The sequence below is a fragment of the Vogesella urethralis genome (assembly GCF_007644045.2).
Lineage (GTDB): Bacteria > Pseudomonadota > Gammaproteobacteria > Burkholderiales > Chromobacteriaceae > Vogesella > Vogesella urethralis.
Genome location: NZ_VMDW02000076.1, coordinates 114,090 through 129,357 on the forward strand (window position 1 = coordinate 114,090; position 15,268 = coordinate 129,357).

Annotated in this window: 13 protein-coding genes; 4 read left to right on the forward strand and 9 right to left on the reverse strand. The window is 62.6% G+C overall.

Annotation, left to right across the window (positions count from 1 at the left end; all coding sequences use genetic code 11):
• Positions 1-30 precede the first annotated feature (30 nt).
• Positions 31-1,524, forward strand: coding sequence for a CoA-acylating methylmalonate-semialdehyde dehydrogenase (locus FLQ03_RS08545; protein WP_144372457.1), 1,494 nt, complete (start codon positions 31-33; stop codon positions 1,522-1,524).
• A gap of 101 nt (positions 1,525-1,625) precedes the next feature.
• On the forward strand, positions 1,626-2,465 hold the full coding sequence (locus tag FLQ03_RS08550) for a substrate-binding periplasmic protein (RefSeq protein WP_144372458.1): 840 nt from the start codon (positions 1,626-1,628) through the stop codon (positions 2,463-2,465).
• Positions 2,466-2,494: 29 nt separating this feature from the next.
• Here the strand turns inward: FLQ03_RS08550 and FLQ03_RS19095 are convergent, their stop codons facing one another.
• The 6 genes from FLQ03_RS19095 to FLQ03_RS08575 form a co-directional block, all read right to left on the reverse strand.
• Complete coding sequence (locus tag FLQ03_RS19095) at positions 2,495-2,662, reverse strand: hypothetical protein (RefSeq protein ID WP_170252356.1); 168 nt, start codon at positions 2,660-2,662, stop codon at positions 2,495-2,497.
• A 144-nt stretch (positions 2,663-2,806) separates the two neighbouring features.
• Entirely contained in the window at positions 2,807-3,775 is a 969-nt protein-coding gene (locus FLQ03_RS08555) for an ABC transporter ATP-binding protein (protein WP_144372459.1), read from the reverse strand.
• Entirely contained in the window at positions 3,772-4,758 is a 987-nt protein-coding gene (locus FLQ03_RS08560; RefSeq protein ID WP_144372460.1) for an ABC transporter ATP-binding protein, read from the reverse strand. Before FLQ03_RS08560 ends, FLQ03_RS08555 begins: the two co-directional genes overlap by 4 nt.
• Positions 4,755-5,705 carry an ABC transporter permease gene (locus tag FLQ03_RS08565; RefSeq protein WP_144372461.1) on the reverse strand — a complete coding sequence of 317 codons (951 nt, stop codon included), beginning with the start codon at positions 5,703-5,705 and terminating at the stop codon, positions 4,755-4,757. The genes FLQ03_RS08560 and FLQ03_RS08565 overlap by 4 nt, the downstream gene beginning before the upstream one ends.
• A gap of 9 nt (positions 5,706-5,714) precedes the next feature.
• Positions 5,715-6,671, reverse strand: coding sequence for an ABC transporter permease (locus FLQ03_RS08570; RefSeq protein ID WP_144372462.1), 957 nt, complete (start codon positions 6,669-6,671; stop codon positions 5,715-5,717).
• 72 nt (positions 6,672-6,743) lie between these two features.
• Positions 6,744-8,408 (reverse strand): ABC transporter substrate-binding protein, encoded by a 1,665-nt coding sequence (locus FLQ03_RS08575; RefSeq protein ID WP_206210904.1) that lies wholly within the window; start codon positions 8,406-8,408, stop codon positions 6,744-6,746.
• Positions 8,409-9,008: 600 nt separating this feature from the next.
• On the opposite strand from FLQ03_RS08575, the gene FLQ03_RS08580 reads away from it, so the two are divergent.
• Together FLQ03_RS08580 and infA are read left to right on the forward strand one after the other, a co-directional pair.
• Complete coding sequence (locus tag FLQ03_RS08580) at positions 9,009-9,842, forward strand: HDOD domain-containing protein (RefSeq protein WP_144372463.1); 834 nt, start codon at positions 9,009-9,011, stop codon at positions 9,840-9,842.
• Between the two features lie 363 nt (positions 9,843-10,205).
• Positions 10,206-10,466: a translation initiation factor IF-1 gene (gene infA, locus FLQ03_RS08585; RefSeq protein WP_144372464.1), complete on the forward strand. Its 261-nt coding sequence runs from the start codon at positions 10,206-10,208 to the stop codon at positions 10,464-10,466.
• A gap of 196 nt (positions 10,467-10,662) precedes the next feature.
• Here infA and FLQ03_RS08590 read toward each other — a convergent pair whose 3' ends face one another.
• From FLQ03_RS08590 to FLQ03_RS19100, 3 genes are all read right to left on the reverse strand, one after another.
• Positions 10,663-12,771: a site-2 protease family protein gene (locus FLQ03_RS08590; protein ID WP_144372465.1), complete on the reverse strand. Its 2,109-nt coding sequence runs from the start codon at positions 12,769-12,771 to the stop codon at positions 10,663-10,665.
• A gap of 12 nt (positions 12,772-12,783) precedes the next feature.
• Positions 12,784-14,160: an efflux RND transporter periplasmic adaptor subunit gene (locus FLQ03_RS08595; RefSeq protein ID WP_144372466.1), complete on the reverse strand. Its 1,377-nt coding sequence runs from the start codon at positions 14,158-14,160 to the stop codon at positions 12,784-12,786.
• Position 14,161: 1 nt separating this feature from the next.
• Positions 14,162-15,268: Ig-like domain-containing protein (locus FLQ03_RS19100; RefSeq protein WP_206210905.1), on the reverse strand; the 1,107-nt coding region annotated here is incomplete at its 5' end.

The following is a 15,268-nucleotide window of genomic DNA, read 5'->3' on the forward strand; positions in this document are numbered from 1 at the left end:
CGACGCATCGACACGATTCAGAGGCAAGCAATGAATACCGTACCCCATCTCATCAACGGCGAACTCGTTACCCGCTCCGGCCGCAGCGCCCAAGTGTTCAACCCGTCCATCGGCGAAGCCGTGCGCCAGGTAGAGCTGGCCGACCAGGCCACCATCCAGCTGGCCATCGACAGCGCCAAGGCTGCGTTCCCGGCCTGGCGCAACACCCCGCCGGCCAAGCGGGCGCAGGTAATGTTCCGCTTCAAGCAGCTGCTGGAAGCCAACCGTGACCAGATCGCCGCCATGATCAGCGAAGAGCACGGCAAAACCATCGAAGACGCCATCGGCGAGCTGCAACGCGGCATCGAAAATGTCGAGTACGCCTGCGGCGTGCCCGAGCTGCTGAAGGGCGAGTACAACCGCAACGTCGGCCCCAATATCGACAGCTGGAGCGACTTCCAGCCGCTGGGCGTGGTAGCCGGCATCACCCCGTTCAACTTCCCGGCCATGGTGCCGCTGTGGATGTACCCGCTGGCCATTGCCTGCGGCAACTGCTTCATCCTGAAGCCGTCCGAGCGCGACCCCTCATCCACGCTGTTCATCGCCCAGCTGCTGCAGGAAGCCGGCCTGCCCGCCGGCGTGCTGAACGTGGTAAACGGCGACAAAGCCGCCGTGGACGCGCTGATTGAAGCGCCGGAAGTGAAAGCCATCAGTTTTGTCGGCTCCACCCCGATTGCCGAGTACATCTACACCGAGGCCAACAAGCGCGGCAAACGCGTACAGGCACTGGGCGGGGCCAAGAACCACGCCGTGGTGCTGCCGGACGCCGACCTCGACAACACTGTCAACGCGCTGATGGGCGCCGCCTTCGGCTCCTGCGGCGAGCGCTGCATGGCCATCTCGGTGGTGGTGGCCGTGGGTGACCAGGTGGCCGACAAGCTGGTAGAAAAACTGGTACCGAAAATCCAGGCGCTGAAAGTGGGCGCCGGCACCAGCTGCGGCCTGGACATGGGCCCGCTGGTGACCGCCACCGCCCGCGACCGCGTGAAAGGCTATATCGATAGCGGCGTGGCGCAAGGCGCCAAGCTGGTGGTGGATGGCCGCAGCCTGTCGGTAGCCGGCCACGAGCAAGGTTACTTTGTCGGCGGCACGCTGTTCGACCACGTCGGCACCGACATGGCGATCTACCAGGAAGAAATCTTCGGCCCGGTGCTGTGCATCGTGCGCGTCAACAGCCTGGAAGCCGCCATGCAGCTGATCAACGATCACGAATACGGCAACGGCACCTGCCTGTTTACCCGCGACGGCGAAGCCGCGCGCCTGTTCTGCGACGAAATCGAAGTGGGCATGGTAGGCGTCAACGTGCCGCTGCCGGTACCGGTGGCCTACCACAGCTTTGGCGGCTGGAAGCGCTCGCTGTTTGGCGACCTGCACGCCTACGGCCCGGACGGCGTGCGCTTCTACACCAAGCGCAAAACCATCACCCAACGTTGGCCGCAGCGCGCCAGCCACGAGGCGTCGCAGTTCGCCTTCCCCAGTTTGTAACACCCTCCTGAGATAGCATGGCCCTGACGCCCTTGCCGGCTTTGCCGGCAAGGGCTTTTTTCCAGCTGGACAGATGGCATGCCATTGCATAGCTTGAAGCCATGCCTGCTTCATACCTCCACCCTGCCCCCCGAACCTACGGTGCGACGCCGCTTGCGGCAACGTGGCGTGGGTTCGGCCTCACCTGCCTGGCCTGTCTATGCCTGTGCATCAGTGCGCGCGCGGCGGCAACGCTGACACTGCACTACTCAGGCAACCCGGACTACCCGCCCTACCACTGGTGCCAGGACAATCATGTACTGACCGGCGCCAGCGTGGCATTGCTGAAGCAGGTGATGCCGGCAGCGGTGCAGCTGCACGCGGTGGTCTACCCGTGGAAGCGGGTGCTGCAAATGGCCGAAACCGGCCAGCTGGACATCATCCTGCCGCTGCGCATCAACGCCGAGCGCGCGCGTTACTTGCGCTTTGGCAAGCAGCCAGCGTTCGATAACCCGATTGCGGTATTTACCCGCCGCGACAGCAGCCTGCGCTACCTGAGCTGGGAAAGCCTCAAACCGTACCGCGGCGGCGTCAGCCTGGGCGATGTGTTTGGTGAGGGCTTCGACGAATACCTTGCCAGCCAGCTGCAGGTGGAAACGGCACCAAGCATGGAGGCCAACTTCAAGAAGCTGGCGCTAAAGCGCATCGATTACTTTGTGACCGGGCGCTACGTGGGGCTGGCCTACCTGAAAAAGACCGGGCTGTACCGCCAGATCCACGACCTGCCGACCCCGGTTTCCAGCAACAAGATCTACCTGGGGTTTGGCCGGCGGGTGCCCGATAGCGTGATTGCCAGTACCGACGCGGCACTCAGGAAAATGGCACAAAGCGGCGCCACCCGCGCGCTGCTGGAACAATGGCTGGCACACTATGCCAACCGCCACGATGCCGGCTGTTTCTGAACCGGCCAGCTGTTGCCGCACGCCATCTCCTATTGCTTGCGCCCGATATAGCTGACGCTGATGCGCTGCGCGCGCGCTACCTGCTTCATGCGGCGCGCCAGGTTGTGGTTGACGAAGGCGAGCATGATCACCATGTGGCCGATGCCGGCCGGTACGGCGCGGGTGAGGTCGCTGTGCTTGCAAGCACGCCCGTGCACAACATGCGGTACCCGCGTGTCGGCAAGGCACGGCGGGTACGCATGGCCTGGCGTCTTTCATGGCTAGCGGGCCAATGCCAGAACGCCGCCATGCCGCATGAACCCAGATAAACGGCACAGTTTTAACGCTGTGCCGTCATCGCCTTATGCCTGCAAATGGCAGCGCACCTGGTGCCTAGGCGCCACGCTGGACACCACCGGCGCCTGCTGGCTGCATAGCGCCTTGGCCTGCGGGCAGCGGGTGTGGAAACGGCAGCCGGCGGGCGGGTTGGCCGGGCTGGGCGGCTCGCCCTGCAGCACCACCCGCTCGCGCCTGGCGTCCGGGTCGGCCACCGGTATCGCCGACAGCAAGGCGCGGGTGTACGGGTGGCGCGGCTGGCCGAACACCTGCTCGCGGCTCCCCTGCTCCACAATCTGGCCCAGGTACATCACTGCCACGTCTTCGCACAGGTGCTCGACCACCGCCAGGTCGTGCGAGATGAACAGAAAGCTCACCCCTTGCTGCTTGAGATCGGTAAACAGGTTGATGATCTGCGCCTGGATCGACACGTCCAGCGCCGACACCGGCTCGTCGGCCACGATCAGCGCCGGCTGCAAGGCCAGTGCGCGCGCAATGCCGACGCGCTGACGCTGGCCGCCGCTGAACTCGTGCGGGTAGCGGTGGTAATGCTCCTCGCCCAGGCCGCAACTGGCCATCACCGCCAGCACCCGCTCGCGCAGCGCCTCGCGCCGGCACAAACCATGCGCCAGCAGCGCCTCGCCGATCGCATCGCCCACGCGCAGGCGCGGGTTAAGCGAGCCCAGCGGGTCCTGGAATACCAGCTGCAGCTGCGGCCGCAGCCGGCGCAGCGCGGCTTTGTCCAGCGCGTGCAGATCGTGGCCGGCAAAGCGCACTTCGCCAGCGTCTTTTTGATGCAAGCCCAATACGGTGCGGCCAACCGTGGTCTTGCCGCTGCCCGACTCGCCCACCAGGCCCAGGCTGCGGCCACGGCGCACCACAAAGCTCACGTCGTCCACCGCCCGTACCGCGCCGGTCTGGCGCCCCAGCACGCCGCCGTGCAGCGGGAAGTGTTTGACCAGGCCGGTAACGGCCAACAGGGTATCGTCGCTCATGCGGCCTCCTCGGTAATGCCCGCCAACAGGCACGCCACCTGCTGGCCCGGGCGGGTGGCCCGCAACGCCGGTTGCTGCTGCAGGCAGCTTGGCTGCGCGTGCGGGCAGCGGTCGGCAAAGGCGCAGTGATCGGGCAGCGCCAGCGGGCTGGGCACCTGGCCGGGGATGGCGGCCAAGCGTGCCAGACGGCGCCCAGGCACCGGCCGCGACGCCAGCAGGCCCTGGGTATACGGGTGCTGCGGGTGGCGGAAGATGTCTCGCACGCTACCGGTTTCCACCACGCGGCCGGCGTACATCACCACCACGCGGTCGGCCATTTCGGCCACGATGCCCAGGTCGTGCGTAATCAGTAGCAGCGCCATGCCGCTGGCCTGCTGCAGGCGGCGCAGCAAGTCGAGAATCTGCGCCTGGATGGTCACGTCCAGCGCGGTAGTCGGCTCGTCGGCAATCAGCAGCCGCGGCTGGCAGCTGATGGCGATGGCCAGCATCACCCGTTGCAGCATGCCGCCCGACAGCTGGTGCGGGTAGCTGGCGGCGATGGCCTCCGGCCGCGCAATGCCCACCTGTTGCAGCAGCGCGATGGCCTGTTGCCACGCGGCGGCGGGGCTGAGCTGGCGGTGGGTCAGCAGCGGTTCCATCAGCTGCTCGCCCACGGTCAGCACCGGGTTCAGCGCGCTCATCGGCTCCTGGAACACCATGGCGATATCGCGGCCACGCAGCGGGCGCCACGCTGCCGGCGGCAAAGCCAGCAGGTTGGCCGCATCCAGCCGCACTTCGCCGCCCAGGCGGCAGGCCGGCGCCGGCGGGAGCAGGCCCATCAGGCTGAGCGCGGTCACGCTCTTGCCGCAGCCGGACTCGCCCACCACCGCCACGCTTTCGCCAGCGTGGATGGCAAAACTCACCTCCTGCACCGCGCGCGCCACGCCGTGCTCGGTGGTGAACTGCACGCTGAGGCGGTCAAACTTGATCAATGGCTGGCTCATCGTGCACCCCTTGCCTGCAGGCGCGGGTCAAGCGCGTCGCGCAGGCCGTCGCCCAGCACGTTGATGGCGATCACGGTGGCAAAGATGGCCAGGCCGGGCGGCATCCACAGCCAGGGCCGGCGCTGGAAGTCCACAAAGCTGTTGGCGGTATCCATCATATTGCCCCACGACGGCGTGGGCGGTACCACGCCCAGGCCCAGGTAGCTGAGGTAGGACTCGTTGAGGATGGCGCCGGCCACGCCGGTAGTGGCCACCACGATCAGGGTCGGGATGGTATTGGGCAGCAGGTGCACCAGCAGGCGGCGCCACAACGGCAGGCCCAGCACTTCGGTGGCCAGCATGAAGTCGCGGCTGCGCAGCGATTGCACCTGGCCGCGGATGATGCGGGCCAGGTTGGTCCAGCCCAGCAGGCTGAGCATCAGCATCACCAGGTAGATGCGCTGCTCCGGCGCCACCTGCAGCTCGGACAGCAAGGCACCCAGGATGATCAGCAAGGGCAAGCTGGGGATGGTCATCAGCAGGTCGGCCAGCCGCATGATGGCGCCATCCACCCAGCCCCCCGCGTAGCCGGCCAGCGCACCCAGCAGGTAACCCAGCACCACCGACAACACCACCGATACCAGCCCTACCGCCAGCGAGATGCGACCGGCGTGCAGCAGACGGGTAAGGATGTCGCGCCCCAGAAAGTCGGTGCCCAGCCAGTGACCGGCACCGGGCGGATGGTTGGCCGCCAGTGCATCGGTGGTTTCCAGATCCCACGGCAGCAGCCACGGGCCGATCGCGCAGGCGATCACCATCAGCGCCAGGAACAACAGCGCCAGCACGGCCGGGCGATTGCGCCACAGCCGGGTCAGCGCCTGCTGCCACGGCGTGCGGCCGGCGGCGGCAAAGCCGGCCAGCTCGGCCTGACGGCGACGCCACGGCAAACGTAAAGACAACACAGACATCACAACTCCTTAACGCAGACGGATACGCGGATCGGCCAGCGCCGACAGCACGTCGGCCAGCAGGTTGCCCACAATGGTGAGCACGGCCAGCAGCAGGGTGAAGCTCATCAGCACCGGGTAATCGCGTGCGGCCAACGTATCGATATGGATATGGCCGACACCCGGCCAGTTGAAGATTTTTTCGGTGACGATGGCGCCGGCAAACAGCCCCGGCAGCTCGAAGCCCAACAGCGCGATCAGCGGCAACAGCGCATTGCGCAGCGCGTGGCGCAGGATCACCACCCGTTCCGGCAAGCCCTTGGCCCGCGCTGTTCGCACACAGTCCATCGCCAGTGCGTCCAGCATGCTGGCGCGTACGTAACGCGTCAGGCCGCCGGCCTGCAGCATCACCAGCGTCAGTACCGGCAACACCATGTGGCGGGCCACGTCCAGCGCGTACGCCCAACCAGTGGCATTACTGCCGATGCTGATCATGCCGCCTACCGGCAGCCAGCCCAGGTCCACGGCAAACCACTTGATCAACAGCAGGCACAGGAAGAACACCGGAAAGCTCATGGCGGCAAACACCAATAGCGTTACCACGCGGTCAAACCAGCCGTAGGGCCGCACCGCCGCCAGCACCCCCACCGCCAGCGACAGCGTCCAGTACAGCAGCAGCGATACCAGCGCCAGCAGGAAGCTGCTCCACAGGTACTGCCCCAGCAAGGTGCTGACCGGTATCTGGTGCTGCAAAGAAAAGCCCAGGTCGCCCTGTAGCAGTTGGCCAAGCCAGCTGAGGTAGCGCGCCCACAGCGGGCGGTCCAGCCCGTACAGTGCTTTCAGCTCGGCCGCGCGCTGCGGGGTAAGGTTGATATTGCCGTCGATGAAATCGCCCGGGGTCAGCGCAAACACCAGGAAGATCAATAGCGAGGCGCCGAACAACAAGGGAATGGCGCCCAGCAGGCGCCGCAAGACATAGGTTCGCACGATGCGTCCATCCGGAAATGAAGCCGGCCGCTACGGTGACAAGCGCAGCGGCCGGGGTTGGCGACAGGCGGCTTAGTACTGGATCTTCAGCTTGGGCAGGCTGCCGAAAATGCCGTTGAACACGTCGGGCTGGTAGTTGCCGATGCGGCTGCTGTTGACGTACAGCAGCTTGCGGTTGGCCAGCAGGATCAGCGGCGCGTCGTTGGCCAGCACCTGATACAGCTGGTGGTAGATGGCCTTGCGCTTGCCGATGTCCAGCGTGGCGTTGCCGGCGTTGATCAGCTTGTCGACCTGCGCGTTCTTGTAGCCCACTTCGTTTTCGGTGTAGCGGAAGCGCGCCACGCCGTCGTGCGGGTCGTTCAGGCCGGAGGTACGGAAGGTAGCCAGGTCAAAGTTGCCGGCCTTGCGCTTGGCCAGCAGCGCGTTGAAATCCGACACCTCGGGGCGCAGCTCTACCCCTACCCGCTTGAAGCTTTCCTTGGCGATGGGGATCAGCGCATCGTTCAGCAGGCTCTTGGTCGCCAGCAGCGTCACCACCAGCTTTTGCCCGCCCTTCTCGCGGATGCCGTCGCTACCCAGCTTCCAGCCCGCCTGCTCCAGCAGCGCGGCAGCTTTGGCCGGGTCGTAGTTGTAGGGGTTCACCCCCTTGGTGTCGTAAGCCCAGGACACCGGCGACAGCGGCAGCGTGGCGACACTGCCGTAGCCCTGGTACACCACATCCACCACCTTTTTGCGGTCCAGCGCATAGGTCAGCGCCTGGCGCACGCGCACGTCTTTCAGCGCCGGCTTATTGTGGTTGAACTCGATCAGGCTGTAGTCGCTGGCGTTGTAGATATTGAGGTTGGCAAAGCCCAGCGACTTCAGCTGTTCGATATTGTCGGCATTGATCGAAAAGCCTTCCAGGTCGGTTTCGCCGGTCTGGAACAGCTGCAGCTTGGTGGCGTCGCTGGTGATGCGGTAAATGAAGTTGGGCACTGCCGGCTTGCCGGCAAAGTAGTACGGGTTGGCGTGGAAACGCACTTCCTGCCCCGGAATGAACTTGTCGTAGACATAGGGGCCGGCACCCAGCGGCTTGCTGCTGTACTGGCGCAGCTCGTCCAGCTTGCCCGGCTGATAGCCACGGCCGTACCAGGCACGCGACAGCACCGGGCCACCGATCAGCTGCAGCGTGGTGGCGCCCGGCTCGGTGACGGTGATCTGGATGGTCTGCGGGTTCAGCACCTTGATGCCTTCCACGCTGCTGGCCTTGCCGGCCTTGTACGCGTCGCCACCCTTGATCTTGGCCAGGCTGATATCGGTACCGCCGTCGTAGGCCGGGTCGTGCAGGAAGGTCAGCGTAAACGCCACGTCATCGGCGGTAAACGGCGAACCGTCGCTGAACTTCAGCCCCTTGCGCAGTTTCAGCGTGTACTGCAAGCCGTCCTTGCTGACCTGCCACGACTCGGCTTGCTCGGCGCGCGGTTTGCCCTGCGCGTCCAGCCCCACCAGGCGGCCGAAGATCACCTCGGTCACGTTCTCGTCCCAACCGTTACTGAACAGGTAGGGGTTGAAAATACCCTGCGGCGCCGAAATGGCCCCGACGATGGTGTCTTTGCGTGCTTTAGCCTGCGCCGGGATGGCCGACGGGTTGGTCGCAGCAATCAGCTGGCTGGTGGCCAGTGCCGGCATGGCCAGGCTGACAAGGCCGGTAGCGGCGGCAAGCAGCATGAGATGGCGGCGGGTAAATGGTTTTTTCATCAAGCGTTCCCTTGTTTCAACATGGCAATCGACTGTCGCGGCGGGCGGTGACGACGGCGATGGTGCCGGCAGCCGGCTGCGGGCCAGCGTCTTTGGCCGCCATCGCCGTTGCCAAACCGCCGCGGCGTGTCTTCGGCAGACCTTCATGGCGGCCTGCGCTTCAGTGATGTGCACTGTAAAAGGGGAAGCTGCCAAATCAAACCAACAATAAATGACAAGTTTCTGGCATTTTCTGCTAATGAAATAGCCAGCTATGCGTAGCTGGAAACCTGCTAAACCGCTGCAACCTGCCGGGCAGACTCGGCGCTGATCATGGCCTGGAGGGCAGCGCGTAAGGGCCGGTGGCACGCCAGCACTTCCCATGCCGGCCAGGCGATGCGCCCTGACGGAGCGGATTATTCATCAGGAAATCAAGCTGGAGATCGCGAATACTGTCACAATGATATCGATAAATTTGATCAGCCAAGATTGCCTGGGAGTTAGCCGGCTGGCGCAGCTGGCCGGCAAGCTGTCTGCCGCGACATGGCATAGCCTGTGCCAGCAGAAGCGGGGTACCGCAGGGCCGCGCAATAGCAAGCAATATGCAGAAAGTGATGTGCCATGAGCGATGAAAGCAAAACGTTCGAACAAGTGGTATCCGATATCCCCTTGCCTGCCTGCCCCGCCGTGCTGATCCAGATCGATCACTTGATCGGCCGTGCCGATTTTGACTTCGGTGAGCTGAGCGCGCTGATCAGGAAAGACGTGGCGCTAAGCGCCGGCCTGATCAAGCTATCCAACAGCCCGGTGTACTCGCTGCGGCACAACACTTCCATTCCGCTGGCGTTGCAAATGATCGGCGCGCGCAATGTGGCCTTCTATGCCCGCGCCTTTTTGCTGCAGTCGTCAGTGGCAAACGGCAGTAGCACCACCCGCTTCTGGGATTCCTCCTGGCGGGTGGCCGAGATGTCTGCCCGGCTGGCGAAACAGCTGCACAAGGACAAGCACGACGAAGTGTTCACTTTCGGTTTGTTCCGGGATGTCGGCATTGCCGTACTGATGACCCACTACGCCAACTACAAAGCCATCCTGAACCAGGCCAATCAGGACGCCGAGCAGGTGTTTACCGAGCACGAAAACCGGGAGTATGGCGTCAACCACGCCCAGGTTGGCGCTTTCATTGCAGCTGACTGGCACCTGCCGGATTACTTCGTGGCGGCCATTCATTGCCATCACGACCCTGCTAGCCTGCAGGCCATGGCCTTGCCGGCGGCCGCACAACAGCGGGCGATGGAAATGATTGCCTTGGCACAGATCGCCGAACACGCGGTGCAACAGCGTACCGGTCTGAGCCAGACGCACGAATGGGTGAAACTGAAAGACTTCTGCATGAACACCTTGCAATTGGCTGAGCCGGCACTGGACGAGCTGATCACCAGCTGCGAAACAGCCTAGGCCGGCGCCAGCCCTTTACCTTGCCTGTGCCGTTGGCCGCAGTAGCTCCCTGCGGCCAACGGTTGCAGTTAACCGTACCCGTTGGCCCAGAACGTGTTACTGTGCAGGCTGTCACCTGTCGCACATTTGGTGCCGACCTGTAGCGTGACGTCCTTTTCGTTACCCGCATGCCCCTTCTTGCCTGACTGTTCCAGTGAAGCGCTTGCCCGTTCGATCAGAACATTTCCTCATGCCAAGCATGCTTCCCTGCCGTAGCGCTGTTGCCGTCCAGCACGAGTTCTTTCGCCGAAGCCTGTGAAGCACCTTACATATCGTCGCAACACGATCAGGCCTCGTTGCGCATTCATCTGAATTGGAGACCCCATGTCAAAAGAAGACATGATTGAGCTGGAAGGCGTTGTTACCGAGATGTTGCCGGAGTCGCGCTTTCGCGTGCAGCTGGATAACGGGCTGGAAATTCTTGCCTATGGTTCCGGCAAGATGAAGATGCACCGGATCCGCGTCATTCAGGGTGACCGCGTCACCGTGGAAATGTCGCCCTACGACCTGAGCCGTGGCCGCATCAACTTCCGGCACCCGACGCCCAAGACGCATCATCAGCCGTTTGTGAAACACAAGTACTGAAGCAGGGCTTAGGGCCTGTTAACACCAGAACGCTTAGCGCCTGCACGCCGCCAGCACCCGACCAGCCCGCCTTGCTGGTCGGGCCCAAGCCTGCTGAAGCACCAGCACCGGCACCGGCACCGGCAAAATGACATACATCGACGCTGTGTTAGCCGCCAAGGGCGATCGCCTTGTCGCCTCCTGAGCGGCCTGTCATTCAGAATCCGAATTCCCGGTAAAACACGGCTGCGATTTCCCGTAGCCAGGTCAGCAATGTGGACGCCGGCTTCAGCCTGACTACCACCACACCACGCTCTCGCGAAACCGGCTTGCTGAAATCCACTGCCTGCTGCGTACGGAATACCACCTTGTACACCGCTTTCTCGGGATAGAGCCGCCCGTTGCGATTGCGTACGGCAACATCGCCGCCGGCATCCAGCGCCAGTTCGGGCATGCTCAGCTCGCTTTCCGCATCTGCAGAAACCGAGACCATGCCAAGCGCCAAGCTGGTGGGGAACAAGGTATTGCGGAAAAAGGTTGCCTCGGCACCACGCTCCAGCAAAGCCAGATCCGTCTCTGGCAGATACGCAACCACCTCATAAGGGCCATTGCCTGCGATCACCGCCATCGGTTCGCGAGCACTCAACCAACCGTTTTGCTGCACCTCCGGGTTGACGTCCAGCACATGGCCATCAAAAGACGCCACCGGAAAGTACTTGATCATTTCTTTCTGCAGATAGCCACCCTCGCTCTGCGCATGCTGCCATTTACTGTTCAGTACCTCCCAATCCCTGCGACTGTCATCATCAAAGCTGGCGCCGCTTTCCTGTGCGGCCAACTGACGACTGCGCTGTTCGTTAAGCAAGAAAGTTTGCCTGAGCTGGGGTGACGTCATGGCAAACAGCGGCTGCCCCGCTTTCACCACTTGCCCCTGCCGTATCTGGCTGTGTAACAGGTAGGCATCAGGAGGGGCGTACACGGTTTGCAATTGCGCGGGATACAGCATCGCAGCAAGACGGGTGTAGCCGGGCAACGGCAGCAAACACAGCAAACCACCCAACGCTAGCAGCAACGCGACGATGCGATAACGGCCCGCCGCGCGTATTGCAGACTTCATGGCTATCCACACTTGAATTTCTTTCCAGACAGGGCCGGCTACAAACCAGACGATCTCTACCAGAAACAACAGAATCCCGACCAGCTTGATGAAAAAGTGATAAACCAGCACGGCAATCCCCAGGAACACCACCAACCGGTACAGCCAAGTCGCCCAGGCAAACACGATGGCTAGCCAGTGCTTGGTGCGATTCAGGTACTCCGGCGGTGCGTCCGGCAGACCAAACAGAACGCGACGCAGATGCCAGCGCGCGTAATCGAAGCAACGCTCGTGCAGGTTGACCACCCCTAGCGCATCGGACAGGATGAAGTAGCCGTCAAATCGCATGAAGGGGCTGGCGTTGATCAGCAAGGTGGAAATCCAGGTCGTGGATGACAACAGGAAGGCAACCGTACGCAGCCCCCCCTCCGGCAACCAAAGCCAGCAGAGGGTTGCCCACACCGCAATCGTCAGTTCGGTGATGATGCCGGCGCTGGAGACCAGCAAGCGTTGCCGCTTGTTTGCCAGGCGCCAGACATCGTTGGTATCGGTATACGCAACCGGCCACAGCACCAGGAATGCCAGGCCCATGGTGGGGATGCGACAGCCAAAGCGCTTGGCCGCAATGGCGTGGCCGAACTCATGCGCCACCTTGACAAAGGTAATGGCCAAACCGTAGTACAGCAGCCCCTGCAGACTGAACATATCCACCAGGGTAGCGCGATAGGCGTCCCACTGCCGCCCCACGTGCCACAGTGAAAAAACTGCTACCAGCAACGTCAGCCAGTAAAAGCGAGGGCTGAAAAACACCTGGCTGTACGCGGCAAGACGACTCACCAGTGCATCCGGTCGTAACAAGGGCAAACGGAAGAACAGATAGTTGTGCAACAACCAGCTGCCAATACTGCCTTGCTGCTTGTTGTAGCGGCTCAGGCTCTCGGCATGGCGGCCAGCAGGCAACTGCAACAGTTCGTGTTGCAGCAAGAACTGGCTCAAAGCGGCGATGTCGTCTGCACTAGGCTGCAAGGTCGTCTGCTGCTGGATGGCATCCAGTACCAACGCGGGTTGGCCAAGATGCCAGCGCGAGAGTATCTCGAACGACAGCCAGTCCAGTTGATAAAAGCGGTTTTTCAGCGGATCGAACAGTTTCCAGACCGGTTGGCCGTTTGCCAGACGGCCATCCGTCAGCAACTCCAGGTCTTCACGCAAAGGGTCCAGCTTGATGTCCATTGCAGCTGCGCCCTAGATCGCCAGGTACTGGCGTACGGTGGCAATGGGCTTACGCAAGATCCAGTAGATCATCGGGGTCCAGCCGGCGTACAACTTGGCGGTACCACGCTGCCCGATCTGCACCGCCGTATCTGGCGGCTGGCGCAATGCTGCGCGAGCGCGGTAGGCAAAGTGGCCCTCCGGCCTGGGCTGCGCCTCATAAGCGATGTAACGCAAACGGGCATCCAGCGGCGCAAACGGCTGTGCGGCACGATAAAAGCGCACTGCCGCGTCGTGGTCAAAATCCAGCCGGTCAGATAACGACAGCCAAGCTTCGACCTCCAGCTCATCAGGGCGCGCCAGCTTCATCACCCGCTCGCCAACCTGTACCGGCTTGCCTATCCATTCGGTGGGTTCGTCGATTACCGCCACGCCGTCAGCGGAGGCCAGCACGGTGGCACGCGCCAGTTGCCCTTGCAGGTAGTCGAGCTCGATCTGCTTTTCGTTCAGTTTGGCTTGCAAGGCCGCGATCTGGTTTTTCGATTTCTGATCGTTCAAAGCCAGCTGGGCATACTGGCGATATTCGCTTTCGGCCGCCTGAAATGCCTGGCTGGCAACGTCCAGTTTTGCACGCAGCGCCTCATCATCGTACGCATACAAAGGCTGCCCTGCCTTGACGCGCGCATTCGGTTGTACGAAAAACTGCTTGATCACGCCTTCCAGCGGCGCCCGCACCATCACCGGTCTGGCCGGCACCACTTCGGCCGGCGCCAACACCGTCAGTTGCACCGGGAACAGCAACAAGGCAGTCAGCGCCATCGCGATGACAAAATGCCGGCGCTTCCACCACGGCAGCTCGGCCCCAAGGCTGTGCCAATGCTGCCAACGCCGGCGCAACACATGCCGCAAGTGCAGACGAGGCGTGGCAACCGACTTGTAACAATATGCCCAGGTTGAAAACCACTCTTCCAGCAACGGTACGCTGGCGGTGGGTTGCTCAGGCTCCATCTGTACCAGGTACAGCAAGCCCGGCACATCCCCGTCGGCAGGCAACACAAAGCAGGCTAGCGGCCCCCCCAACCACTGCGACCACTCTGCGGCCAACCCCGGATCGAGTGCAGCGACGTCGGCAGCCTGCACCACACGAGGCAGCGTCTGTTGTGCAAATAGCCGCCGGCAAAGCTTGGCAAGCCACAGCATATAGGGTGAGTTGGCATCAAACTGCGATACCCCCGACACACACACCACCCCTTTATCTTCACGCCATAGCACCGCCTGCCGGTAAGGCAACAGCCGCTTGCTGTCATTCACGAGCAAAAAAAACAGCTCCTGGATCTCGGTCACCTGCCTGGCACGGTGCGCGAGATCCAGGGCAATCAACAACGGGTTACGTTCAAACTCTTGCGTCATGTCAGCCTAGTTTTACCAAACGGCCAAGGCCGCTGGCGATTTTCTCCAGAATGGTCTGTTGCTGTGCCCGGCTGGCAAGCTGCAACTGTGCAGACAGCGTGGTCTTGCCTTCGGCAACCTTGCGTTCCAGTTCTGCACGCTGTGACCCCACAAGCAGCTTGAATGTCGTCACCGCTTCCCTGTTCTGCGAATCGCGGGCAATCACCTTCACCACCACCTCGCCTGGCGGCGCCTTATCGGCATCCACGATCAGCTTGCCTGTCAGCGGGTCGAACTGTACCCAAGCCGGCAGCGGTTGACCATCGACTTGCGTGGCAAGCAGCACAACCGTCTCATTCGGGTTGGTATGCGCAAACAAATCGGCAGGTAGCGCAATCTGTTGCTCACCGCCCCCCTGCGGCACGCTCTGATCCCGCAGCGGGTTGTTTACCGACAAATTGTCATCGCCCCCGGTTCTGGGCAAGACCAATACCTGGAAGGCACCGGCACGAGACTGTGTCAATGCCAGGTCCGGCTGGACGCCGATCGCCTGGCCGCTACCGCTCTCCGCAGCCAGCACGGGTACCAGCTGAGCAATCTGCGCAATGGCAGGCGACAGCACAGAGGTGATTTCCACCACGGCCGGGCTCTGTACAAACTCGCTACCGCTATCGCCGGTAGGCGCTGGCGGCACCACCTCCACCACTACTGGCTGCACCGGTGTTTCAACCGTTGTGTCGACAGGTTTGCTGTTTTCCACAAAGGTATTCACCACATAGTTATCCGACTGCACCGTCGCCAGTTGGGTATTGCCCGCCAGATCGGTCCAGCCACCCGGTACGGTAATGGCATTGCCGTTGACCGTAATGCCCGGGGTCGGGGTAAAGGTAGCCAGCCAGATATTCGCACTCTCCCCTTGCCGCAGCTCAGACAACGTCCCACCGCTGGCCTGCACATCCTCTAGGCCAAAACCCAATGGCGGTTCGCTGAAGGTAAATGTCACCACCGCCGTCTGATTGGGTAGCAGCGTGCTGCTGGACAGGCTGACAGACAGCGTTGGCCGCGCGGTGTCGATGGCGATGTTGCCGGAGTTGCTCGTGCCGCTGCCGGTGTTACCGGCGGCGTCGTT

Coding starts and splice junctions, on each gene's coding strand:
- FLQ03_RS08550 (WP_144372458.1), top strand. CDS start 1,626: ATGCCTGCTTCATACCTCCACCCTGCCCCCCGAACCTACGGTGCGACG.
- FLQ03_RS08595 (WP_144372466.1), bottom strand. CDS start 14,160: ATGACGCAAGAGTTTGAACGTAACCCGTTGTTGATTGCCCTGGATCTC.
- FLQ03_RS08580 (WP_144372463.1), top strand. CDS start 9,009: ATGAGCGATGAAAGCAAAACGTTCGAACAAGTGGTATCCGATATCCCC.
- FLQ03_RS08565 (WP_144372461.1), bottom strand. CDS start 5,705: ATGTCTGTGTTGTCTTTACGTTTGCCGTGGCGTCGCCGTCAGGCCGAG.
- FLQ03_RS08560 (WP_144372460.1), bottom strand. CDS start 4,758: ATGAGCCAGCCATTGATCAAGTTTGACCGCCTCAGCGTGCAGTTCACC.
- FLQ03_RS08545 (WP_144372457.1), top strand. CDS start 31: ATGAATACCGTACCCCATCTCATCAACGGCGAACTCGTTACCCGCTCC.
- FLQ03_RS08555 (WP_144372459.1), bottom strand. CDS start 3,775: ATGAGCGACGATACCCTGTTGGCCGTTACCGGCCTGGTCAAACACTTC.
- FLQ03_RS08590 (WP_144372465.1), bottom strand. CDS start 12,771: ATGGACATCAAGCTGGACCCTTTGCGTGAAGACCTGGAGTTGCTGACG.
- infA (WP_144372464.1), top strand. CDS start 10,206: ATGTCAAAAGAAGACATGATTGAGCTGGAAGGCGTTGTTACCGAGATG.
- FLQ03_RS08575 (WP_206210904.1), bottom strand. CDS start 8,408: ATGAAAAAACCATTTACCCGCCGCCATCTCATGCTGCTTGCCGCCGCT.